The organism is Anoxybacillus tepidamans PS2 (assembly GCF_000620165.1).
In the GTDB taxonomy this organism is placed as follows: domain Bacteria; phylum Bacillota; class Bacilli; order Bacillales; family Anoxybacillaceae; genus Anoxybacteroides; species Anoxybacteroides tepidamans_A.
On the sequence record NZ_KK211085.1, the window covers coordinates 111,565 to 133,731 of the forward strand.

20 protein-coding genes and 1 pseudogene are annotated in these 22,167 nt (G+C 44.0%); 7 read left to right on the plus strand and 14 right to left on the minus strand.

Annotation, left to right across the window (positions count from 1 at the left end; translation table 11 throughout):
- Positions 1-5: 5 nt before the first annotated feature.
- The 4 genes and pseudogenes from N667_RS0117980 to N667_RS0117995 all read right to left on the minus strand — a co-directional run.
- Positions 6-1,341 (minus strand): annotated as a pseudogene (locus N667_RS0117980) (amino acid permease); the annotation flags it as partial.
- A 422-nt stretch (positions 1,342-1,763) separates the two neighbouring features.
- Positions 1,764-2,084: a DUF962 domain-containing protein gene (locus N667_RS0117985; RefSeq protein ID WP_027410779.1), complete on the minus strand. Its 321-nt coding sequence runs from the start codon at positions 2,082-2,084 to the stop codon at positions 1,764-1,766.
- A gap of 167 nt (positions 2,085-2,251) precedes the next feature.
- Positions 2,252-3,463, minus strand: a complete 1,212-nt coding sequence (locus tag N667_RS0117990) for a trypsin-like peptidase domain-containing protein (RefSeq protein WP_027410780.1) — start codon at positions 3,461-3,463, stop codon at positions 2,252-2,254.
- 171 nt (positions 3,464-3,634) lie between these two features.
- A complete protein-coding gene (locus N667_RS0117995; protein WP_027410781.1) occupies positions 3,635-4,315 on the minus strand; it encodes a hypothetical protein in 681 nt (226 codons plus the stop codon).
- Between the two features lie 96 nt (positions 4,316-4,411).
- On the opposite strand from N667_RS0117995, the gene N667_RS0118000 reads away from it, so the two are divergent.
- On the plus strand, positions 4,412-4,783 hold the full coding sequence (locus tag N667_RS0118000) for a hypothetical protein (RefSeq protein WP_027410782.1): 372 nt from the start codon (positions 4,412-4,414) through the stop codon (positions 4,781-4,783).
- Positions 4,784-4,796: 13 nt separating this feature from the next.
- Here the strand turns inward: N667_RS0118000 and N667_RS0118005 are convergent, their stop codons facing one another.
- Positions 4,797-5,315, minus strand: a complete 519-nt coding sequence (locus N667_RS0118005) for a DinB family protein (RefSeq protein WP_232223994.1) — start codon at positions 5,313-5,315, stop codon at positions 4,797-4,799.
- A 181-nt stretch (positions 5,316-5,496) separates the two neighbouring features.
- On the opposite strand from N667_RS0118005, the gene N667_RS0118010 reads away from it, so the two are divergent.
- Both N667_RS0118010 and N667_RS0118015 read left to right on the plus strand, forming a co-directional pair.
- A complete protein-coding gene (locus tag N667_RS0118010) occupies positions 5,497-6,513 on the plus strand; it encodes an acyltransferase family protein (RefSeq protein ID WP_027410784.1) in 1,017 nt (338 codons plus the stop codon).
- A 256-nt stretch (positions 6,514-6,769) separates the two neighbouring features.
- Entirely contained in the window at positions 6,770-7,576 is an 807-nt protein-coding gene (locus tag N667_RS0118015; protein ID WP_198020568.1) for a HipA family kinase, read from the plus strand.
- 361 nt (positions 7,577-7,937) lie between these two features.
- Here N667_RS0118015 and rlmD read toward each other — a convergent pair whose 3' ends face one another.
- From rlmD to N667_RS0118040, 4 genes are all read right to left on the minus strand, one after another.
- Positions 7,938-9,311 (minus strand): 23S rRNA (uracil(1939)-C(5))-methyltransferase RlmD, encoded by a 1,374-nt coding sequence (gene rlmD, locus N667_RS0118020; RefSeq protein WP_027410786.1) that lies wholly within the window; start codon positions 9,309-9,311, stop codon positions 7,938-7,940.
- 189 nt (positions 9,312-9,500) lie between these two features.
- The gene (locus N667_RS0118025) at positions 9,501-10,427 is read right to left on the minus strand and encodes a diacylglycerol kinase (protein ID WP_027410787.1); all 927 of its coding nucleotides are present in this window, start codon (positions 10,425-10,427) and stop codon (positions 9,501-9,503) included.
- Positions 10,428-10,808: 381 nt separating this feature from the next.
- Entirely contained in the window at positions 10,809-12,344 is a 1,536-nt protein-coding gene (locus N667_RS0118035) for a flotillin family protein (protein ID WP_027410788.1), read from the minus strand.
- 23 nt (positions 12,345-12,367) lie between these two features.
- On the minus strand, positions 12,368-12,922 hold the full coding sequence (locus N667_RS0118040) for a hypothetical protein (protein WP_232223995.1): 555 nt from the start codon (positions 12,920-12,922) through the stop codon (positions 12,368-12,370).
- Between the two features lie 470 nt (positions 12,923-13,392).
- Here N667_RS0118040 and N667_RS0118050 point away from each other — a divergent pair, with 470 nt between their 5' ends.
- The 4 genes from N667_RS0118050 to N667_RS0118065 all read left to right on the plus strand — a co-directional run bounded on the left by N667_RS0118050 (position 13,393) and on the right by N667_RS0118065 (position 16,763).
- Entirely contained in the window at positions 13,393-14,058 is a 666-nt protein-coding gene (locus N667_RS0118050) for a response regulator transcription factor (RefSeq protein WP_027410790.1), read from the plus strand.
- Entirely contained in the window at positions 14,048-15,436 is a 1,389-nt protein-coding gene (locus N667_RS0118055; RefSeq protein ID WP_051530098.1) for a sensor histidine kinase, read from the plus strand. The genes N667_RS0118050 and N667_RS0118055 overlap by 11 nt, the downstream gene beginning before the upstream one ends.
- A gap of 130 nt (positions 15,437-15,566) precedes the next feature.
- A complete protein-coding gene (locus N667_RS19025) occupies positions 15,567-16,109 on the plus strand; it encodes a hypothetical protein (RefSeq protein ID WP_051530099.1) in 543 nt (180 codons plus the stop codon).
- Positions 16,110-16,763: a PspA/IM30 family protein gene (locus tag N667_RS0118065; RefSeq protein WP_027410792.1), complete on the plus strand. Its 654-nt coding sequence runs from the start codon at positions 16,110-16,112 to the stop codon at positions 16,761-16,763. It begins immediately after the preceding gene.
- A gap of 58 nt (positions 16,764-16,821) precedes the next feature.
- Here the strand turns inward: N667_RS0118065 and N667_RS0118070 are convergent, their stop codons facing one another.
- From N667_RS0118070 to N667_RS0118090, 5 genes are read right to left on the minus strand one after another with little or no spacing between them, the layout of a single operon-like run.
- Positions 16,822-17,949, minus strand: a complete 1,128-nt coding sequence (locus tag N667_RS0118070) for a site-2 protease family protein (RefSeq protein ID WP_027410793.1) — start codon at positions 17,947-17,949, stop codon at positions 16,822-16,824.
- Positions 17,950-17,965: 16 nt separating this feature from the next.
- Positions 17,966-19,039, minus strand: a complete 1,074-nt coding sequence (locus N667_RS0118075; RefSeq protein WP_027410794.1) for an ABC transporter substrate-binding protein — start codon at positions 19,037-19,039, stop codon at positions 17,966-17,968.
- A complete protein-coding gene (locus N667_RS0118080; protein ID WP_027410795.1) occupies positions 19,040-19,843 on the minus strand; it encodes an ABC transporter permease in 804 nt (267 codons plus the stop codon).
- Positions 19,844-20,644, minus strand: a complete 801-nt coding sequence (locus N667_RS0118085; RefSeq protein WP_027410796.1) for an ABC transporter permease — start codon at positions 20,642-20,644, stop codon at positions 19,844-19,846.
- A complete protein-coding gene (locus N667_RS0118090; protein WP_027410797.1) occupies positions 20,634-21,704 on the minus strand; it encodes an ABC transporter ATP-binding protein in 1,071 nt (356 codons plus the stop codon). Before N667_RS0118090 ends, N667_RS0118085 begins: the two co-directional genes overlap by 11 nt.
- Between the last annotated feature and the right edge of the window lie 463 nt (positions 21,705-22,167).

Consider the following 22,167-nt stretch of genomic DNA (forward strand, 5'->3'; position numbering starts at 1 on the left):
GTAAATATAGCAAGCGATCATAAATGGAATACCGCAATAAAGCGCCATGCGCTGATCCGGAATAAAAGCAAGACTGATAATTACCACGACGTTAAGCGTCAATGCCAAAAGAGGCACAAAAGGATAAAGAGGCGTTTTATATTTTAAATCATTTACATTTCCGCCTTGTTTTAAAAACTCTTTTCGCGCCAAATAGTTAGATAGTGCAATCGACGCCCATACCGTCACCGCTCCAAATCCAGCGATAGAAAGAAGCCACAAATATACAGTGTCCTCCGCATAAATGCCGCATAATAAAGAGAGGCATCCGATTAGCATGCTGGCAATGAGAGCATTAATTGGCACGCCATTTTTCGAAAGTTTTCCGAATAACGGGCTGACCATTCCTTGGCGGGACATCGACCAAAGCACGCGAGAGGTCGCATATAGGCCGGAATTGGCAACAGATAGTACCGCGGTAATAATAACAAAGTTGACAATGTCAGCAGCGTAAGGGATACCGATGCTGTCAAATACTACAACAAACGGACTTTCCACTAGCCCCGCTTTTTCCCACGGGAATAGCCCTGCCAGAACAAAAATCGCTAACACGAAAAAGATTAAAATGCGCCATACTGTATTATTAATCGCTTTCGGTACCGTTTTTTCTGGGTTTTCACTCTCACCTGCTGCCACCCCAACAAGCTCCGTTCCTTGGAACGAGAAGTTAACCCCTATCATCGTCACTAAAATCGCAGCAAAACCATTTGGGAACAATCCGCCGTGATCCGTAAAGTTAGAAAACATTGGTGCCGGCTTGCCGCCTTTCATTTCAAGTAAACCGAACATTGCCGCACCGCCTAATATGATAAAGGCGATAATAGTAATGACTTTAATGCTCGAAAACCAAAACTCTACTTCCGCAAAGCTTCGCGATGAAAGAGCGTTAATAGAAAACAAGATAACAGCAAATACGACGCACCAAATCCAAGAAGGTACATCCGGAAACCAACGTTTCATTAAAATACTAACGGTCAAAAGTTCCAGTCCGACCGTTACAGACCAGTTTAACCAAGATAACCAACCGATCACATAACCAGCAGAAGGTGAAATATATTTTGTCGCATACGTTTGATAAGAACCTGCATCAGGAAAGGAGACTGCTAGTTCTCCAAGACAAAGCATTGTTAAATACATAACAAGCCCGCCGAACAAATACGCCACAATCGCCCCGCCTGGACCTGCTTCATGAATCGTATATCCTGAACCTAAAAACAATCCTGTTCCGATCACCCCTCCAAGAGCAATCATAAATAAATGCCTGCTCTTGAGCTCTCGCTTCAATTCTGGTGTCGAGTGCATTGGTCAAAATCTCCCTCCATTGTCGTTGATTTTATGTAAGCGCTTTATATTCTCCCGACTAAAAACTATGTTTTCCACTCCCTTTCAGCCAACGAGCAAGAATATTTTTAGTTATTGTAATATTAACATTAAACAAAATAAAAACGCAAAATAATTTTTACTAGAATATTTAATAATATAAATTTATATTTATTTATTGTCAAATGATTTTATTTTAAGAAAATTTATTTATAAACGAATATATTTTCTTTATATTGAATTTATATAAAAATACCCATCCTGTCCTTCTTTTGTAATACTAAAGGGACCGAATGGGTTTCACTATATCCCATAAATTCACATTGAATAATCAACCATTGGCGAATGTAACTTTTATACCATCCCAACATTACATGTTTGCATATTTATCAGTTTGTAATTTATTAACCTTCTTGTCTTTCCCTCTCTTTTTGTAATTGACCAAGCAGCATAAGCCGGTACATGCGAAAATCCGCGCGCAGCGACCAAAATGGATGACCGAACGTGGCAGGTTTGTTTCCTTCGATAAAGAAATGACTGAACCATGCAAAAGAGTAAGCCACAACTGGTGCGGCGAGCAACCACCAAGCGTTGAGCGTTATGAGTGCCGTTATCAGAAAAACAAATACAAAGCTGGTGCCGACAAAATGCCAAATTCGCGTCGCCCGTTTACGATGTTGCGCCAAGTAAAACCGCCAAAACTCTTCATAGTTTTTAAACTCCACTTTTTATCCCCCCTTCTTTAAATACAACAAATTTCTTTCCCATTTTATTTTTTCCTGTTGTTATGTATCACCTTTCAAAAAAATAGAGCGGCTGCTCGTTTTGATGCAACGATGGCCGCTCATTAATGCTATATATATTTAGAAGGAAGGGGGAGTTGCTCATTCGTTTATTGGCGCGCTTCGCGCTCGCTTAACTCTAGGGAAACAGATTTTCTTTTTCCGTCTCGTAAAATTTCCACTTGGACGCTTTCGCCTACTTTTGTTTTTGTATATAAATACTTTCGTAACTCGCTTACGTTGTTGATCTTCGTTCCATTAATAGCCACAATCACATCTTTTGCTTGAAGCCCCGCCTTAGAAGCAGGAGAAGAAGGTTCTACGGCCGTGATGACAGCTCCCTTTGTTTCGTTTTCCGGCAAGCCGAGCTGCTCAAACCGTACTTCCGATGGAATTTCGCTTAAATCCCGCAGCTCAACACCAAGATATGGCCGTTTGATTTTTCCATATTCCATCAACTGTTCGATAATTGGTTTTACATATTGGCTCGGAATCGCAAACCCTAATCCTTCCACCCCTTCTTGGGCAATTTTTAAACTGTTAATGCCAATGACTTGTCCTGCGCTGTTAATAAGCGCTCCGCCACTGTTTCCAGGGTTGATCGCAGCATCCGTTTGAATAACATTTAATTCCCATTCACCTGCTGATGTAGAAACAGGGATCGTTCGTTTTCCGCTGACAATTCCCTCCGTTACTGTTCTAGATAAATCCAGTCCTAGCGGGTTCCCGATCGCCGCCACCTGCTCCCCGATGCGCAACGTTGACGAGTCACCAAAAGTAGCGACTTTTTTTACGTTCTTCCCGTCAATTTTTAATACGGCTAAATCGGTCAACGGATCCGTGCCAACGATCGTCGCTTCAACCTGTTTGCCGTCTGAAAGCGACACTTTCACTTTATTGGCTCCTTCGACGACATGGTTGTTTGTCACAATGTACGCCGTATTTCCATCCTTTTTGAAAATCACGCCTGAACCTGTTCCCGCTTCCTGATCTTCTGAAGAGCCCGAGAAAATATCTGTTTGTCTTTGAATATTAATAACTCCAACGACAGCATCCGCTACATTTTCAATAGCTCGAACCATATTATTCGGCGCGCTGGACGTTGGTTGAAGCGGCAACGCATTTGTCGTCGTCTCCTGTTGTGAGGTAGCCGCTTCTTTGCTCGCTTCCTTTTGCGTATGAATCCCAAACACCGGTGCCATATAAAGGGTCACCGCACTTCCTAATACGGCTCCAATGATGGAAGCCGATAAAAACGGGAAAAATCCTCTTTTTTTCCGTGGGACATTTGTGCCCATATATTCAAACTCCTGCATGCTCATTACAATATTCACTCCCTTGCTGTTTATTTTCGTTTTTAGCTAGCTTTATTGTAAAAACGAACGGTGAAAATATGGTGAAAATTACAAATCAATGAATACTATTGACAAAAACGACAAGTAATATACTGACAAAAGCCCTGCCGCCAAAATAGCAACAGGGCTTTTTATCTGCTAAACCGTCCACTGATCATGCACGATGCCAACTAAATACCAGATTCCATTTCTTTTCTCAAACACTAAACGCAGGCTTCGCCAATCCATGCCATTATACTGAGAATCGATCCCCTTGAAGTGGAATTCTACGAACACAGCATTCGGATAGACTTCATGAATATTTTGCACCGTATTTCCTTTACCAATGACAATATTGTTGCCGATCATTTGCGGATTGGCAAAGTCCACGTCATAGACAAATTTGTTCAAATAATCGCGGAATGTCATCTCGATCGGTTCGCCCGATCCATCGAACGTTCCGAAACGGCGCTTTTCATTACTTTCCATCAAAGAAGGAAGATCATTCTGCTTAAACACCAAATCGCTTTCCAGATTGACATGGCCATACGGGCTAAATCGCACGCCTTTTTCCGGATCAACATATAAAGCCAATTGGTTCATATCTTTCTTTTTTAGCGCATTTACAACAGCAAGCGCCATGTCAAGCACGTTGCCTTTCATATTTTCTTCAAAGGCCGCCGCTTTTTTCGCTAAATCGTTGTTCTCTTGCTTTAATTGATCGATCGTTCCTTTTTGTTCCGCAATTTGTTTTTTTAAATCGTTCACTTGCGCCTCATTATTCGTGCAGCCGACGAGCAAGCCAACTGCAGCAATTGCCGATATAATGACCTTCTTCATTTGCTTTCATCCCTTCCTTCGATACGCGGTATCGAAAACGTTTCTTTTCTATGGTATATTCAAATTAATCTTATTCAAAACCAAGGAGCTGCCAATATGCCAAAATTCTCTCCCCGCTCGTATTGGATCAATGGAATGGTTTTCCTCATATTGTTCATTATGCTCGTAATCTCTCGTTTTATGCTCGGTGCACCGCTGACATGGAAAAATATCAACGGGTTTCTTCTTGTTTCAGCCCTATTGGCGCTTGCCACAGGAGTTGGACCCATTGCCCGCAGAACGCTCTACCTCACCGTAGTGCTCTCTTTTTATTTCTTCGCTATTGTTGATCTGCTGTATATTTCATGGATGAAAGCAAATGACGGATGGAGCGATTTAACAAGCTTCTTCTCTTTTCTTACCATTTGCCTAATCGGTATCGCAGTTGGATTGGTTGCTCAACTACTGCAGTGGCGGATGAAAAAATGATATTCTTTCCACTCTACGAATTCTCAAGCTTCTCCTTAAGTTCGCGAATTTGTTCAAGATGGCGCTTTTCATGGAGACCGACAACGGCAATCCACTGCGCCAAGCTTATGCGCCCAAACACGGGATGCGGATATGATCTCTGCTGTAAATCATCTGGGCTGGCTGCTTCAACAATTTTGGTGAGTGTTTGCCGGGACTGAAGCAGCTTTTCTTTCATTTCATCCAATGTTTTAAAAACCTCGCTAGGAGCAACCAGCGATGGCGCTTCAACCTTCTGAGACCGATCCAGAACTAAATGAATCGGCTTTTCTTCGGCTGGGCGTCTTTCCTCTTTCACAAGTACATCCGCCATCATCTCTGCCACAAATTTTTCTGTTAGATGCAAATGCTCAAGCACTTCCGCGATCGTCCAACTTCCCTCTTGCACTCGTTCATTGAGCTGCTCATCGGATAAATCGCTTACCATTTGCAGCAACTCTTCGCGAATCATTCGATTATTCCCCATCGCGCTCTCCTTTTGTCCCAAATCCATATCCAAGCCCCCTTCATCGTGTCAACTTGATAATATTATGTTCTCTTTGTCAGTGGGTCTTTCCTTCCCATCTAATGAACGATCGTGCAACAGACTAAACCGACAAAAAATTGATCGACAACCCCCATAAACGAAACAATACACACGAATAAATATAGAAAAACAGAATGGAGGAAGGCTTATGAGCAACCGCGATTGGTATTTTGACAACGCGAAATGCGTGTTAATACTTCTCGTCTTGCTTGGCCATTTTCTCCGTCCTTACATTGACAAAGAATTAGTTGTGCATAGCTTGTACGTCTGGATTTTCTTTTTCCATATGCCAGCGTTCATCTTTATTTCCGGTTATTTTGCCAAAGGCTTTCGCCGACATGGATACTTCAAAAAAATCAGCAAGAAGCTCCTGCTTCCTTACGTTGTTTTCCAACTACTATATTCGATCTACTATACTTTTTTGTACGATAAGAGTCAATGGAACATCGATATATTCACTCCGCAATGGAGTTTGTGGTTTTTACTAAGCTTATTCAGCTGGAATGTATTATTAAAAATATTTGTCCGAATCCCCAAACAGCTCTCCTTGATTTTAGCGTTATTGCTTGGTGTCGGCGCGGGAATGGTAGAGGCGGAGAAATGGTTAAGTTTATCAAGAACATTTACGTTTTTCCCATTTTTTCTGCTCGGCTTTTATTTAAAGAGAAGACATATTGAAATATTATTTTCCTGGCCCGTCCGATTATTTTCATTGATCTGTCTAGCCAGCATGTTCATTTTAATCTATTTCTACTTTCCTGATTTGCCGCAAGAATGGCTATATGGCTCTAAATCTTACACAACATTAGGAGTTCATGAAGAAATAGGGGCAGTTGGGCGGCTTGTGATTTACGGAATCAGTACGTTAATGGCATTCAGCTTCATGGCGCTTATTCCTAATCGGCGTCTGCCTATTTCTAAATTCGGAACAAGAACGTTCTATATTTATATTCTCCACGGGTTTATTTTAAAATATTTGCACAGTACCTCGTTTCCAACCTTTATCATGGATACTAACGGGTACCCGCTGCTCTTGTTTATATCACTAGGCGTCATGTTATTGCTGGGAAGCAAACCGATTATACACGTTGTACGCCCATTGGTTGAGTGGCGTCTCCCCAGACAGGAACAACGTTCGTCCTCTCAGCAAAGCTCCTCAACATAGAGGCGAGAATCGATTGACGGTTCTCGCCCTCCTTTGCCAATGAAAGGCTACAATGAACCTTTCCTACCTACACACGTTGTTTCAAGATGGAGACTTCTCGATGTGTAAAACGAAATGCATTGATATATACGGTTATCCGTTTCAAAACGTTACCACTTTGCATTTAATATAAATGAACCTCTCCTACACTAGGCTTTAAAGTTGTCGAGGAATCCTAGGTTAATATGTAAAAATTTAGATAAGAATGGTGTTGAAAGTGGAAATAACAAAACAACAAAAGTCTCCCGTGAAGTTTATACAAACATTAAGAGGCGGGACTGCACACGTGCTTCTTTTTAGCGACGGGAATAAATATGTAGTCAAATGGAACGGTGTTGCAAAAAAGAGGGAAAAAGAAGTCATCAATGAATACGTAGCTGCCCAATTAGCAAAGCTCCTTTCGCTTCCTGTTCCCCCTTTCGAACTTGTATATATCCCCGCTGAATTTATTGACAATACCCCAGAACTGCACTCAAAAAAATACGAGTTTTGTCCAGGCTGCCATTATGCTTGTTTGTTTATTGAAAACAGCAGCGAATTGCGTAAACTTAAGCCCCTCCCGTCTCAAACAGAAATTCAAAATAGCGAAATACTTGCTAGAATGCTCGTTTTCGATCAATGGATCAACAATACAGATCGAACGATGAGCAATGTACTTCTAGAGCGTCTAAGTGATGGAAACTTTTATGTCCATATGATTGACCACGGAAAATGTTTTCTAGGAGGATACAACTGGTCAGCCAAAACCCTTCGGAAAGACTTGAAGCATAAAACCCGCTATCAAGAAACGTATCAATGGGCATTCTCCATCATTCATGAGGAGCATTTGACATCGTTCGTGGAGATGATTGTCTCTCTCCCAAACGAATCCATTTACGAAGCGGTACAATCCATCCCTAAAGAATGGGCTGTCACAAAAGAGGAAAGCGAAGCGCTATACCAATTTCTTGTTAAACAAAAAACGCATTTACCGACGATCATAACCTATTTAATCTCTCAATATAAAGGCAAATCGAAAAAATAAAAAATACTTGTTCGGCTAATTACTGATAGATGTTCAAAGATATGGAATTCCTTTAGCACTTTAGTGACTGCAAATTTCCTCCCCCCTCCTTCTTAGGAAGAGACCGCTCTACAGATAGGTGAAAGGGTACTCTTCTACTTTTTTATAAAGCTCATGACTTACACTCTTGGAAGTAATCAGTTGAAAAGGATTAAAATAACTAATGAGATGTCTCCTCCTCCTAAGCACCGTGAAAGCACAAGAGGTTCATGTACTCGTCCTATGTTGCCAATCTTGAGAGAAGGAGAGATTAATATGGAAGAAAAAACGGCTAGGCAGCACAAATGTGGTCAAATGCTGTCTAGCCTTCTTCAAAATCCTTTTATTTCAAGGTTAGTTTCGCTACACACTCCACATGATTCGTATGCGGGAACATGTCGACGGGCTGGACTTCAAGCGTCCGGTAGCCGCCGTCTTCAAGAATGCGCAAGTCGCGGGCGAGAGTGGCCGGATTGCACGATACGTACACGACGCGCTTTGGTTTCATGTCGATGATCGTTCGCAAAAGCGCCTCGTCGCAGCCTTTGCGCGGTGGATCGACGACGATGCAGTCAGCTTGAATGCCTTGCTCGTACCATTTTGGAATGACGACTTCCGCCTCCCCGACGGCAAATTCCGCGTTGTTGATGCCGTTTAATTCAGCATTCCGCTTCGCGTCTTCGATCGCTTCCGGCACGATTTCCACGCCATACACTTTCTTCGCCTTCTTGGCTAAGAACAGCGAAATCGTTCCGATGCCGCAGTAGGCGTCGATCACCGTTTCTTCCCCTGTCAATTGCGCATATTCGAGCGCTTTTTCATATAATACTTTCGTTTGTTCCGGATTTACTTGATAGAAGGAGCGGGCCGAGATTGCAAACTTAATGCCACCGATATAATCGTAAATATACTCCGCTCCCCACAATACCCTCGTTTCGTCCCCCATAATGACGTTCGTGCGCTTCGGGTTGATATTTTGAATAATCGACTTTACGTTTGGTACGCTTTCGATAATCTCTTGCACGATTTTCTTTTTGTGCGGCACATCCTCTGTCCGCGTAATCAGGACGACCATCACTTCCTTCGTCGTCGCCCCGTAGCGTGCCATAATATGCCGGAGAATGCCTTTATGCGTTTCCTCATTATACGCTTTTACACCATATTTTTCGCAAATCTTTTTGACGGTCTGCACCACCGCATCGTTCATCTCCTGCTGGATGAGGCACGCTTCCATGTCGATGATTTCGTGTGTACGCTGCTGGTAAAAGCCAGCGACGAGCCCGCCTTCCTGCTCGCCAACCGGCACTTGCGCTTTATTCCGGTAGCGCCATGGATCGTTCATGCCGAGCACGGGATGGACGGTTACTTGTTCAATTTTCCCGATGCGCGCTAGTACTTCTTGCACATGCTTATGCTTCGCTTTCAATTGCCCTTCGTAACTTAAATGCTGAAGCTGGCAGCCGCCGCACTGCTTATAAATCGGACAAGGCGCTTCGACGCGATCAGGGCTTGGTTCATATAGTTCGATTAAACGGCCATAGCCATATCCTTTTTTCACTTTAATCACTTTAATTTTCGCCTTTTCCCCTGGCAGTCCGTTCGCGACAAAAATCGGGAACCCATCCACTTTGGCCACGCCGGCGCCATCGTGGGTCAAATCTTCAAAAACTACATCATAATACTCGTTTTTCGCCACTGGAGCTTCCATTTTTGCCATCGTTCCTACTTCCTTTTCATGAACATACTGCATTCGCGCATGTTGATTTCGCTATTTCGATTACAAAGCGTAGAAAAAACTAACAATCACGTAGTCCTAATCCATTTTTCTTGGCTTATCAACACCGCTATACTGCACTGATTGTATCATACGATCTGATTCAACACAAAAAGAGAACAGGACTTTCAACTAAAATCCTGCTCTCATCTGTTCCGCCTTTTCTTTCGGCACAAACACCTCAAGATGACGATATAAATTAACGAATTCCCCCGGCAGCACACCGCCGTATTCTCCATCTAAGTTAAGCTGCATATTATTAGGCGTCGTTACTTTAATGCGATTCGCTTTTGTATAAATTAAATGTGGATCATTAATATGTTCTCCTCTAGAGACAAGCGTCACAATCCGGATAAACTCAGCGAGATTCGTTTTCTTTAAAATAATTAAATCAAACATTCCGTCATTCAGCGACGAATCAGGCGCCAATTTTTCAAATCCGCCGACCGAGTTCGTCAGTGACACTAAAAACAGCATAATTTCGCCTTCATACACTTTCCCATCGTATTCAATGCGCGCTTCGGTCGCCTTGATGGACGGCAGCATCTCAATTCCTTTTAAATAATAAGCGAGCTGGCCAAGCATCGTTTTCAGCTTGCTAGGAACCTCATACGTGAGCTCTGTCAGACGGCCACCGCCGGCAATATTAATAAAATACCGCTTCTTTCCTTCATTCATCACACAACCGATGTCAATCGGCACCGCTTCGCCGTTAACAATGACATTACATGCCCCTTCAATCGTACGCGGCACTCCAATGGCACGGGCGAAATCGTTTGTTGTGCCGACCGGAATAATGCCGAGCTTCGGCCGATACCCTTGATTGGCAATGCCGTTGACTACCTCATGAATCGTACCGTCGCCCCCTGCGGCAATGACGAGATCGAACCGTCTTTTCACCGCTTCCCTTGCCGCGTTCGTCGCATCTCCTGCTCCCGTTGTCGCATGGCACGATGTTTCATATCCCGCTTTCTCTAGCTGAATGAGTACATCAGGCAAATGTTTTCTAAACAATTCTCGCCCTGACGTAGGATTATAAATAATTCTTGCTCGTTTCATATCCCCATCATCCTAGTTCACGTTTTATATAGATTCCACCATTTAACATAATAGCCGAACGATATGTTAGTTGCAATTTTTCCATCTTAATCTATGCACGACTGGCAAGTTCTATGTAACAACCAACATATTATATCAAAAAGCAGTGAAACGCTCAATTTAGACGCGCCCTACCGCACTCTGCGAATCGAACACATGAATGCGGTAAGTGCCCTTTCCAATTTGTACTTTGCTTGTCCCCCTCTCTATCCATCTTCACTTATATAGACGAAAGATCGTCCCATTTCCCCTACACTTTTTTGTTAATATGAAAAAAAATCACTCCAAAATGAAAAGCGCCCTCACAAAAGGCGCTTTTCTGTATCAAATTAGCTGTCTCGATCATTTCATGCTTCCGTTGTTTTCGGAGTCTTCCTTTTGCCCCGCGATTTCTTCCGTCAACCGATCAAGACTTTCTTTCACATTTCCTTTTCCCGAGAAGTTCTCAAGCAACTGCTTCACATCGATGCCGGAAGAAGCTTTCAGCGATTCCTGCAGCGTCGCCATTAAGTTCGTTGCATAGCCAGCTACCCGGTTGGCGCCGCCGCTTTCGCCTGAGCCTGTATCGACAATCGTAATTTTGTCGATATTCGCAAGCGGGCTCGCCACTTGTTTCGCATATTCAGGAAGCATTTTGATAATCATGTCGAGAATCGCAGCTTGGCCGTATAGCTCGAACGCTTCGGCAATCTTCTGCTTCGCCTCCGCTTCGGCCAATCCTTTGAGGCGAATGACCTCCGCATCCGCTTCCCCTTTCGCTTTTTCGGCTTCGGCTCTCGCCAATCCGTCGATGCGAATTCGCTCCGCTTCCGCTTTTGCCATCGCCTCGATGCGATACTTTTGCGCGTCCGCTTCGGCCATTTGTTTCGCTTTTTCCGCTGCTGCTGCCTGCTCCACCGCGTAACGATCCGCATCGGCTTTCTTCTTCACTTCGGAATCGTATTGGCGCTCGCGGCGCAAAATCTCTTTTTCTTCCAATTCAATTTGTTTTTGCCGTTCAATAATCTTAATTTGCATTTGCTGCGCGGTCACTTCTTGTTTCGCTTTCGCTTCTTCCAAATGGTATGCTTGGTCAGCGCGCGCTTTGGCGATATCTTGCTCTTGGCGGAATTCGGCAAGCTTCAATTGGTTGATTTTCTCTGCTTCTGCGATTTCCGTCAAACGCTCCAATTCTGCTTTGCGCGCTTCTTTGTCCGCTTCGGCGCGCTTAATGCGTGTTTCTTTTTCCGCTTCCGCCGTTGCGATATCGGCGTCGCGCTTCACTTGGGCGATGCGCGGTTTTCCAAGCGCATCTAAATAGCCATTTTTATCGCGTACATCTTTAATCGTAAACGAAACGATGACAAGACCCATTTTTGCTAAATCGTGCGAGGCGACGCGCTGCACCTCTTGCGAAAACTTATCGCGGTTTTTATAAATTTCTTCGACCGTCATCGAACCGAGAATCGAGCGAAGATGTCCTTCGAGCACTTCTTTCGCCTCGTTTTCCATGTCTTGCCGCGTTTTTCCTAAAAACTGCTCGGCCGCCGTAGCAATTTCACTGATGGAGCTGCCGACCTTAATGATCGCTACTCCATCGGCCATGACCGGAACGCCTTGTTCGGTGTACACTTCCGGCGTCTGTACATCCAATTTGATCGACAATAAGCTCAAAGGCTGAGCCTGCTGAAAAATCGGCACGACGAACGTCCCGCCGCCGCGGACAATTTTAATTTTGTTTCCTGATTCGTCGACGTGCACGTTTTTGCTGCCGAGATAGCTTCCTGTTACAATGAGCGCCTCATCGGGGCCCACTGTGCGATAGCGCAACATAAAAATCGCGATCAATCCAAGAAGCAGTAATACAACCACTCCAACAACGATGAAAATTGGTGCCATCCAAAGCTTCCCCCTTTTATTTTTTAAATGTGGTATGGATCATGCTGGGCAACAGTAGCCACACCGTTTTCTATTTTGACAATGATCACCTCTGTTCCAAATGGAATCGGTTCATTGTTCAAGCTTTTGGCTGGCTTGGAAACCGCCCCGCTGACCCGCTGAATCAAAATTTCACCAAATCCATCCGTCGGCACAGCGACAATCACCTTTCCTACACACCCTTCCAAATCCGCCTCGGAATAATGGAGCGACGCCTCGGCCGACCGCAGCGGAAGGAAGACAAAAAAGTGCAGAAGCAATACCACAACCAACGCCGTTCCTGTCCCTATAAGCCCGACAATCATTGACGGCATACCCGTATACTTCTCAAGCAAATAACCAACGGCGCTTAACACTGTAAAAAAGGATAAAATTAATTGCGGGCTGAAAAAAGGATGGTCGGCAACGTCAAAGATGCCATCTAGCATATCGCTAAGTAAAATATAGACAACCGTTAAACTTCCACTGACAATCAAAACAAATAAATAAACGACTTCCATCGGATATCCGAACACCGTTCCCACTCCTTTTTCACCCATGTTCACCTATATATACGAATCCTTTTCAAAAGAGTTTCAAATTTCCATTACTTCAATAAAAATTTAAAAAATATGTTGCTTATTTTGTTTTATTCACAATAATAGACAGATAAGAGAGGTAAATAGAATGGTTACTATTTTTACTAGCATTTGACTTCGATTGACATTGCCAATTATTTTATCTGTTAGCTTTACGCTGCTTCGTCCCCTTGTCATATATGACACGACAGGAATTAGTATGATAGTGATCGCTCTAAATATTGGTTTTTTAGATGCCTATATTGGGTTGGCAATCTTTATGAGGAAGATTCCATCTTGGTTAGAAAAGCCATTTTCTTTCATTACAAGAAGGAGGCCTATTCACAATTCTCAAAAACGGAGTTCATTTTTATGCCGCGGCTTTCACTTCTTTTTCATAAAAATTTGGTATGATTTTAATAAAAAATGGGCTGATGAAAGAAGGGAGAATCATGAAGCTACTTCTTGCGGAGGACGATTTATACTTAGGCGAGTTGATCGTTCACATGCTTAAGAAAAAAGGAGTCGACAAAATCGATTGGGTACAAGAAGGAGAAGATGCGTATGAATATGCCCTCGCTTCTTTTTACGATGTCGTCATTTTAGATTGGATGATGCCCAATGGCGATGGCGTTGAAATATGCAAGCGCCTACGCAAACAAGGATATTCGGGAGCCATTTTAATGCTGACGGCAAAAGATGCGGTTCAAGACCGCGTCGAAGGATTGGAGGCTGGAGCGGATGACTACCTCGTCAAGCCATTTGAAATCGATGAATTGATGGCCCGTCTTAAAGCGTTAGCGCGCCGAACGTTTATGCCGCTGCAGGAAGAAATTATTCGTTATAAAGATTTTGTCTTGAATCGAACGAGCCATACGCTCCATCGCGGTGAAAAGGAAATTTTGCTGACGCCTCGCGAATTTCAGCTTTTTGACTTGCTTCTGCAAAATAAAGGGCGCGTCTTGCCGCGAGAAATTCTGCTTGACCGCATTTGGGGATATGACGCCGATGTGTCGATGAAAACCATTGACGCCACCGTCAAGCTGCTGCGGAAAAAACTTGATGAGGACATTATTCAAACGGTACGCGGAGTGGGGTATAAGATCGATGATGAATAGGCTTGCCTTTTTCCGCAAAACGAAAAATGCCGATATGTTTTACCTCGCACAATGGCGTCTCACCGCTTTATACAGCGGCATTTTTATTCTATTTTTAACCGTGTTTATTGTTATCGTCTGCTCGCTGTTATATATGATTGTATCCAATGACCAAGAACGCAGAATCTCAGGGCTTGCTGATCAGGAAAAAAAAGCGATTGAGCAATTTTTAGTGAAACAAACGGACTTTGATTTTTTGGATAACGAAAATGTGTTGTTTCTAAGCGAGGATCAGTTCTTTTTTTACGTAGTTGACACAAACGGACAGCTTTTAATGGGCGATGAGGTGAATAAAGAAATGCAGCCGCTTCTGCTTGAAGCGCTGTCTCGGTCAGCCCCGCGGGTCAATGAACAAAAATATATGGAAGTCCAACTTCCATCGCAGTGGCATAAGTTTGCAAGATTCCACTCGCATGAGTTAAAGTTGCTGACGACTGCGCGCCCTGTTTCCATTCATAATCACCTTATCGGCACGCTGTATGTCGGAATGGATGTCACGTCGTTTTCAGGCGTATTTAAATGGCTGGGAATCGTTCTTGTAGGCATCGCTATTTTATTTATTGGAGTGGCTGTGTTGCTGAGCTATTTTATGTCGAGGCGAACGCTCGTACCAATCCGCGAGGCATATGACCGCCAGCGGCAATTTGTCGCCGATGCCTCTCACGAACTGCGCACACCGCTTAGCGTTATTTTCTCTTCCGTCGAAGCGCTCGGGATGGAAGAAGAGCTGAAAAAGAATGAATTTATTCAAAAACTGCTGCATCGTCTGCGCGAAGAAATTCAACGCATGACGAAATTAATGAACGATTTGCTGACATTAGCGCGGGCGGATTCAGGACGCGCCGCTTTGGAGCTTGCCAAGGAAAGGTTTGACTTCCGTGTGCCTGCTGAACGAACGCTAGAGCTATTGACAGATGTAGCGGCCAAAAAAGGGATTGAGCTGCACTTTCAAGCCCCTGAAGCCGCCGTTGTATTTGGCGATGCCGACAAATTGACACAACTGCTCTACATTTTATTGGATAACGCAATTAAATACACCCCAAGCGGCGGCCGCGTGACGCTGACTCTCCGCAATGACTTCTTCAAGCAACAGCGGCGGCTCGTCATTTCCGTTAAGGATACGGGTATCGGCATTCCCCCGGAGGACATCGGCCGCATTTTCGATCGCTTTTACCGCGTGGACAAAGCGCGATCGCGGCAACAAGGCGGCCACGGTCTTGGACTGTCGATTGCCAAATGGATTGTCGATGCTCACGGCGGAACGATTCATGTGCAAAGCGAAGTAGGCAAAGGAACAGAATTTATCGTCAATATTCCTTTTTCAGATGCTTTCCATTAATGGAAAGCATTTTTTTCTAAAAAATTTCTTCTTGTCCGCATTTTTCACTTGTTTTTCTCTTTTCCTGTTTACAATACAATTGCAAACCCTAAAGGGAATGCAAATCTTGGCGATAAGGAGGTGAGAAGCGTTGAAAAAGAAATATGCGGCGTTTCTGCTGCTCTTTCTCCTCGTAATCGGCGGCGGCCTATATATGCTGACCGACATCGGCTGGCCAAGAGGAGCACACATGGCATCGATGATGGACATGCCTCGCCACCACGGTCCGTTCATGAAGCGAGCTGACTTTCCGATGCATTACGGCTTGTTGATCGAGCGCCATCACGTATTGTTCCACCCTACACTATTTGGCGGCTGGATGATTTGGAAGCTGTTCTCATTCTTGTTCCAACTATCAATGATCATCGTCGGTTGGATCATTTGGAAAACAGCGCGGCGCTCTAGCGGGTGGAAGTGGATTGGACTAGCTTTGGCAGCAGCGGGAGGCGTGGCGCTTTTACCGAAAATATTGCTCGTTCCTCTGATCTTAGTTGCTGCTTACATGGTGTATAAAAAACGGCAATCAACAAATGGTGTACTTAGCGAAGAATTTGCCGCATTCGTCCCTATGCCGCTCCAAACAGAAGATTTTTTAGATCGATGGGAAGAACAAATGAAAAAGGAGGAACCGTAAATGGGGCTTTTTAAACGCCTAAAGCATGTCGTGCTCGCCGACTTGCATAGCCTTATTGACAAATGCGAAGACCCGATCGACATGACAAAACAATATCTTCGCGAATTAGAAGAACAAATGAAAAAAGCGCAACAGGCGCTTGCTCAACAGTTTGTCGTCGAGCATCGCTACAAACTTCTGATCGAGCAAACCGAAGAAAAAATAGAGAAAAGAAGCCGCCAAGCGAAGCTCGCTGTGGAAAAAAATGAAGAGGCCATTGCGAAAATGGCCCTGCAAGAAAAACTAGCCTATGAGAAAAAACTTGAACTGTATAAACAACAGTATACCACACTCAGCGAAAAGACAACATACTTAAAAGAACAATTAAAGAAATTGAAAGAAACGTATGACGAATTAAAAGTAAAACAGCTTGATCTCATTGCTCGCGCCCATGCTGCCCAAGCCATTAAAGCCATTCATACATCACTGACCCACCTTGGCCCAGAAGAAGCATTAAAGGGATTTGCCCGCATGGAAGAGCGCATATTCGCGCTCGAAGCTGAAGCAGAAGCGAGCCGCTACGTGTACGAAGAATCAAAAAAAGCGTTGTCCCTGTCCCCTCAATTTCAAGAGGAAGTTGAACGACAACTAGCAGAGCTAAAAGCAGTCAAATAGTTTGCCCCCCTTTTTGATATAGATCCCCCCTTGCCCAAGGCAAGGGGGATGTGTGTTTTTATGAAATCATATGTTGATATTTCGCTAACAGCTCTTGACCATATACAGAAAAGGCAGCGAGTACTGCCGCAAGGCCTATATAAAGAACAAGCCATAACCACTTCGTTTTCGTATCGGATAAGTAGTACACTTTTTCTTTTTGCATCTCGTCCTGCATTTTTTGCACAATCTCAGACAATTCATTGATCATTTCTTGAATTTCCTCGTCTGTTATGAAGCTAGGCAGCCACTCCAAACTTTCTTTATCAACAAAAAGGCGATTTTGCTTTAATATCTCAAGATGTTCTTTATAGACAAGCGTACGATGCTGTCGTAGCTTCTTTTCGTCCTGCCATATCGGCATATACCAGCGTTTCTTGAACGCAGACAGCCGCTCGTACTCTTCCTTCCACTCGCTGCGCATTGTCTGTTTTTCTTCATCCACTAGCGTCACATACCGCTTTAGCTGTTCAAGAAACTGCTCGGCGATATCTTGCTCGATTTTATGTTTTTTATAGCGAAACTCTTTGCGCAATAACTCCCAGCATTTTATCGTTCCCAAGACAAGAATCCAGCCGAGCACTCCGCTTGGCCGCCAAAAAAAGTAAACCCATCCGCCGATTAGACCGAGAAACCATATTTTTGGCGAAATCACCCCGACGATTCGGCCGCCGTCTAACGGATGAATCGGCATTAGGTTGAACAAATTAATCAGGGCGCCGAGCGCAATCACAAGCCCCCAAAACGGCTCTTTTGTGAGCCAATATAGCGGGAATGCTGGAAGAAACGCAAGCGTTCCCCACAGCGGACCCGCATACGCCAAATACGCTTCATCGTTGGCTGATTCCGGCTCCTTTTTCAGCGCAATCAATGCACCGAGAAATGGAATGAAAATAGCGTTCGTTGTTGGGATTCCTTTCTTTTTTGCTGCGAATAAATGTCCCATTTCATGGACAAAAAGAAGATAAACGAGCGCCACCGCAAACTTCCAACCATATACAATCGCATAAGCGCCAATTGAAATAAGCAGCGACAAAAGCGACCCTAGCTTCAAAAACTTGAAAACTCCTAATAGCCATTTGAGTTTTCCGCCTAAAAATAACGTGACCGAACCAATCGTGAGCCACATCTTTTTCAACTGTTTCAACGCTGATATCTCCTTTTTATTTCCGATGCATTTTAAACTCTAAAAATAGTTCATTGTAATACGCCAGCATTCGTTTTCCTAAGTTTTTGTATACTTCCAAATGCCCAATGGAGTCGAAATCAGGATAAAAACGTTTATCGTTCGTAATTTCTTTCGGCAAATAGTCAAGCGCTTTTTTATTTGGCGTCGAATAGCCGACATACTCGGCATTTTTCGCCGCATTTTTCGGATCAAGCATGAAATTAATAAACTCGTGCGCTCCTTTAATATTTTTCGCCGTCTTTGGAATGACCATGTTGTCAAACCATAAGTTGGAGCCTTCCTTTGGCACTACATAGTCGAGGTGATCGTTTTCAGAAATAATTTCAGCCGCATCCCCCGACCAGACGACGCCAATCGCCGCTTCTTCGTTTGCCAGCAACAATTTGATTTCATCGCCGACAATCGCCTTCACATTCGGCATGAGCGCATCAAGCTTCTTCTTCGCCTGCTGTAAATGCGCTTTATTTGTATCGTTGAGCGAATAGTGAAGACTGTTTAACCCCATGCCTATCACTTCACGCGCTCCATCTACAAGCAAAATTTGATTGCGCAAGTCACGGCTCCATAAATCGTTCCAGCTCGTAATGCTTTTGCCGCCAAGCATTTTTCGGTTATATACGATGCCGACCGTGCCCCAAAAATACGGGACTGAATAGCGATTGTTCGGATCAAAAGACAAATTCAAAAAGCGCGGGTCGATATATTTTAAGTTTGGGAGCTTCGAATGATCGAGAGGAACAAGCAATCCTTCCTCTTTCATCTTGCTGATGGCGTACTCAGATGGCACCGCCACGTCGAACGTCGTTCCCCCTTGGGCGATTTTCGCCATCATCGCCTCGTTCGAGTCAAACGTTTGATAAATGACTTTAATTCCTGTCTTTTTTTCAAACGCTTGAATCAGCTTAGGATCGATATAATCGCCCCAGTTGTAAACGGTAATGGTATTGCCCCCTGCGTACCCTTCCATTTCATTCAAGCGTTCGGATAGATATAAAAGAACCATTGCTGCCGTAAAAACGGCCAAAAACCATTGAACAAGCCGTCTCATCTACTTCCGCCCTCCAATCCCGTACAAACGGCTGCTTTTTTGGCTAATAAAGTAATAGCCGACAACGAGAAGAGCGGTAAATAAAAATAAAAGAGTCGAAAGCGCGTTAATCGACAACGAAATGCCTTGGCGCGCCCGCGAATAAATTTCGACCGACAACGTTGAAAAGCCGTTTCCCGTCACAAAAAACGTCACCGCAAAATCGTCGAGCGAATACGTAAGCGCCATAAAAAATCCGGCAAACACTCCCGGCGTAATAAATGGCAAAATTACTTTCGACAACATGTGCCACTGGCTCGCCCCTAAATCGCGCGCCGCATCAATCAACGTCGGGCTCATTTCTTCAAGCTTCGGCAGCACCATTAAAACAACGATCGGCACGCTAAAAGCGATATGGGATAAAAGAACAGATATAAAGCCTAACTTAACGCCCGCAATAGTAAACAAAATTAAAAACGATGCGCCGATGATCACATCAGGGCTAACGATGAGCACGTTATTCAGCGCAAGGAGAGCATTTTTCACCCGCCATGTTTTCACGTAATAAATCGCCAATGCCCCCATCACGCCAACAACCGTGGAAATGGCCGCCGACAATAAAGCGATGACGAGCGTATTCAACACGATAATAAGCAGACGGTCATCATGAAACACTTCTTGATACCATTCCCATGTAAATGTTTTAAAATTGTGCATCGTTCCTCCGCTGTTGAACGAATAGTACATGAGATAAAAAATCGGCATATACAATATAATGAAGACGACGATTAGATACAAATTCGCCCATGTTCGATGCTTTTTCATCTACTTCCCTCTCTTCCGGCTTCCTGTCATACCGACAATGACAGCCATCGCCAGCATTAAAAACACCGCAATGGTTGCTCCCATCCCCCAGTCTTGGGTGACAAGAAAATGTTCTTCAATCGCCGTGCCAAGCGTAATAACGCGATTGCCGGCAATTAAGCGCGTAATCATGAATAAAGACAACGACGGAATGAACACAGCTTGACATCCGGCCTTCACCCCGCTTAACGTGAGCGGAAACACGACGCGGCGAAATGTCGTCCATGCCGAAGCTCCCAAATCGCGCGCTGCATCAATCAAGGACGGATTTAACTCTTCTAGCGCATTGAAAATCGGCAACACCATAAACGGGATAAAAATATAAACCGATACAAAAATAAAGCTGAAATCGGTAAATAGGATTTGCTTTGCGCCAATGCCGATTGTTTTTAAAATCGCATTCGCCAAGCCAAACGTGCCGAAAATCCCTAGAAACGCATATACCTTTAACAACAAATTCACCCATGTCGGCAAAATGATCAATAAGAGCCATAGCTGCTTATGCTTCGTTTTCGTCAACAAATAAGCGGTTGGATACGCAACGAGCAACGAGAACAACGTAATCAAAAACGCATACCAAAACGAATTGAGCGTCATTTTTAAATAAATCGGGGTTAGAAATTTTTCATAGTTTTCGAACGTCCACTTTCCTTCAATATCAAAAAATGAATAATAAAGAATCAATAAAATAGGCGCGACTACAAATAAAATGATCCATAAAGCATACGGAATTAAATAGGCGTTGCGCACATTACTTTTCATCGCTTTCATCATCCGCTTCCCCGACATGCATGACATGAATCGCTTCCGGCTCAAAATAAAGCCCGATTTCTTCCCCGACTTCCGCTTTTTTCGTCGAATGGACGAGCCATTCATTCCCGTTCTCGTCATACGCGCAAATTTCATAGTGCACTCCGCGGAATAGAATTGAGTCCACGCGCACACGCAACTTACCGCGCTCTGGCGCCGTCATTTCCAAATCCTCAGGGCGAATGACAACATCGACGCGTTCATGCGGACGAAACCCTTTATCGACGCATTCAAACCGCTTTCCGGCAAATTCAACAAGAAAATCTTCGATCATGCACCCCGACAAAATATTCGACTCACCGATAAAATCCGCGACAAACCGGTTGACAGGCTCGTCGTAAATATCTTTTGGCGTGCCGCTTTGCTGGATTTTTCCTTTATTTAACACAAAAATTTGGTCGGACATCGCCAGCGCCTCTTCTTGATCATGCGTCACAAAAATGAACGTAATTCCCAAACGGCGCTGCAACTCTCTTAGCTCGTACTGCATTTCCGTCCTTAACTTCAAATCAAGCGCCGAGAGCGGCTCATCCAAAAGCAGCACTTCCGGCTCATTGACGATCGCGCGCGCAATCGCCACCCGCTGGCGCTGACCACCCGACATTTCTTGAATTCTCCGATTCTCATATCCTTCTAAGTTCACAAAACGAAGCGCTTCTTTCACCTTCGCCTCGATATCCGCTTGCTTCATTTTTTTGATGCGCAGCCCAAACGCCACATTCTCAAATACGTCTAAATGCGGGAAAAGCGCATAATCTTGAAACACGGTATTCACTTGCCGCTTATTAGCCGGGACATGATTAATCGGCTTTTCGTGAAAATAAATCGTCCCTTCCGACGGCTCGATAAACCCGGCAATCAGCCGGAGAATCGTCGTCTTTCCGCACCCCGACGGCCCAAGCAGCGTATAAAACTTCCCCCTCTCGATTTCAAAGCTCACATCATCCAGCACCGCAACCCCATCATACTGCTTCGTCACACGCTCGAAGCGAATGATCGCATCTTGTTTCACTTCCAGCCCTCCGTTACATGCAAAATATGCGAATCATGTATATGTTTTACTATCATCCCTATTAGAACACGCAACAACCGAAAGCGCAACTGGGAATTTTCTAAAAAATAAAAAAGCATTCGCACCTTTCCAGATTAGCATTGGTAAAGAACAGGGAACATGACTATCATGCAGCACTAACATCCATTGGGAACTGAAAATATGGGAATCAAGTGGGGATGAAGATGTGGAGCACACAAGCTGAAAATTAATGTAATAGATTCAAAGTAATAATGGTCGAAATTTAGGGTGGTTGGGGGATTTCTCATAGGTAAGATAAAAACATTCGCAAGCCGACTCGGTTAGGCGGTGGCAAGCTAGGTTTCAATTCCTCATAGGTACGATACAAACTGCCTTCATCTTTCATGTATTGATATATTTTATATAGTTTCAATTCCTCATAGGTACGATACAAACAGGGATA

What these genes read in the sequence shown, in the direction of transcription:
- N667_RS0118085 (WP_027410796.1), bottom strand. Translation starts at nt 20,644, where the DNA reads ATGAAAAGTAATGTGCGCAACGCCTATTTAATTCCGTATGCTTTATGG.
- N667_RS0117990 (WP_027410780.1), bottom strand. Translation starts at nt 3,463, where the DNA reads ATGAGCATGCAGGAGTTTGAATATATGGGCACAAATGTCCCACGGAAA.
- N667_RS0118065 (WP_027410792.1), top strand. Translation starts at nt 16,110, where the DNA reads ATGGGGCTTTTTAAACGCCTAAAGCATGTCGTGCTCGCCGACTTGCAT.
- N667_RS0118050 (WP_027410790.1), top strand. Translation starts at nt 13,393, where the DNA reads ATGAAGCTACTTCTTGCGGAGGACGATTTATACTTAGGCGAGTTGATC.
- N667_RS0118055 (WP_051530098.1), top strand. Translation starts at nt 14,048, where the DNA reads ATGATGAATAGGCTTGCCTTTTTCCGCAAAACGAAAAATGCCGATATG.
- N667_RS0118010 (WP_027410784.1), top strand. Translation starts at nt 5,497, where the DNA reads ATGAGCAACCGCGATTGGTATTTTGACAACGCGAAATGCGTGTTAATA.
- rlmD (WP_027410786.1), bottom strand. Translation starts at nt 9,311, where the DNA reads ATGGCAAAAATGGAAGCTCCAGTGGCGAAAAACGAGTATTATGATGTA.
- N667_RS0118005 (WP_232223994.1), bottom strand. Translation starts at nt 5,315, where the DNA reads ATGGATTTGGGACAAAAGGAGAGCGCGATGGGGAATAATCGAATGATT.
- N667_RS0118080 (WP_027410795.1), bottom strand. Translation starts at nt 19,843, where the DNA reads ATGAAAAAGCATCGAACATGGGCGAATTTGTATCTAATCGTCGTCTTC.
- N667_RS0118025 (WP_027410787.1), bottom strand. Translation starts at nt 10,427, where the DNA reads ATGAAACGAGCAAGAATTATTTATAATCCTACGTCAGGGCGAGAATTG.
- N667_RS0118000 (WP_027410782.1), top strand. Translation starts at nt 4,412, where the DNA reads ATGCCAAAATTCTCTCCCCGCTCGTATTGGATCAATGGAATGGTTTTC.
- N667_RS0117995 (WP_027410781.1), bottom strand. Translation starts at nt 4,315, where the DNA reads ATGAAGAAGGTCATTATATCGGCAATTGCTGCAGTTGGCTTGCTCGTC.
- N667_RS0118040 (WP_232223995.1), bottom strand. Translation starts at nt 12,922, where the DNA reads ATGGGTGAAAAAGGAGTGGGAACGGTGTTCGGATATCCGATGGAAGTC.
- N667_RS0118035 (WP_027410788.1), bottom strand. Translation starts at nt 12,344, where the DNA reads ATGGCACCAATTTTCATCGTTGTTGGAGTGGTTGTATTACTGCTTCTT.
- N667_RS0118075 (WP_027410794.1), bottom strand. Translation starts at nt 19,039, where the DNA reads ATGAGACGGCTTGTTCAATGGTTTTTGGCCGTTTTTACGGCAGCAATG.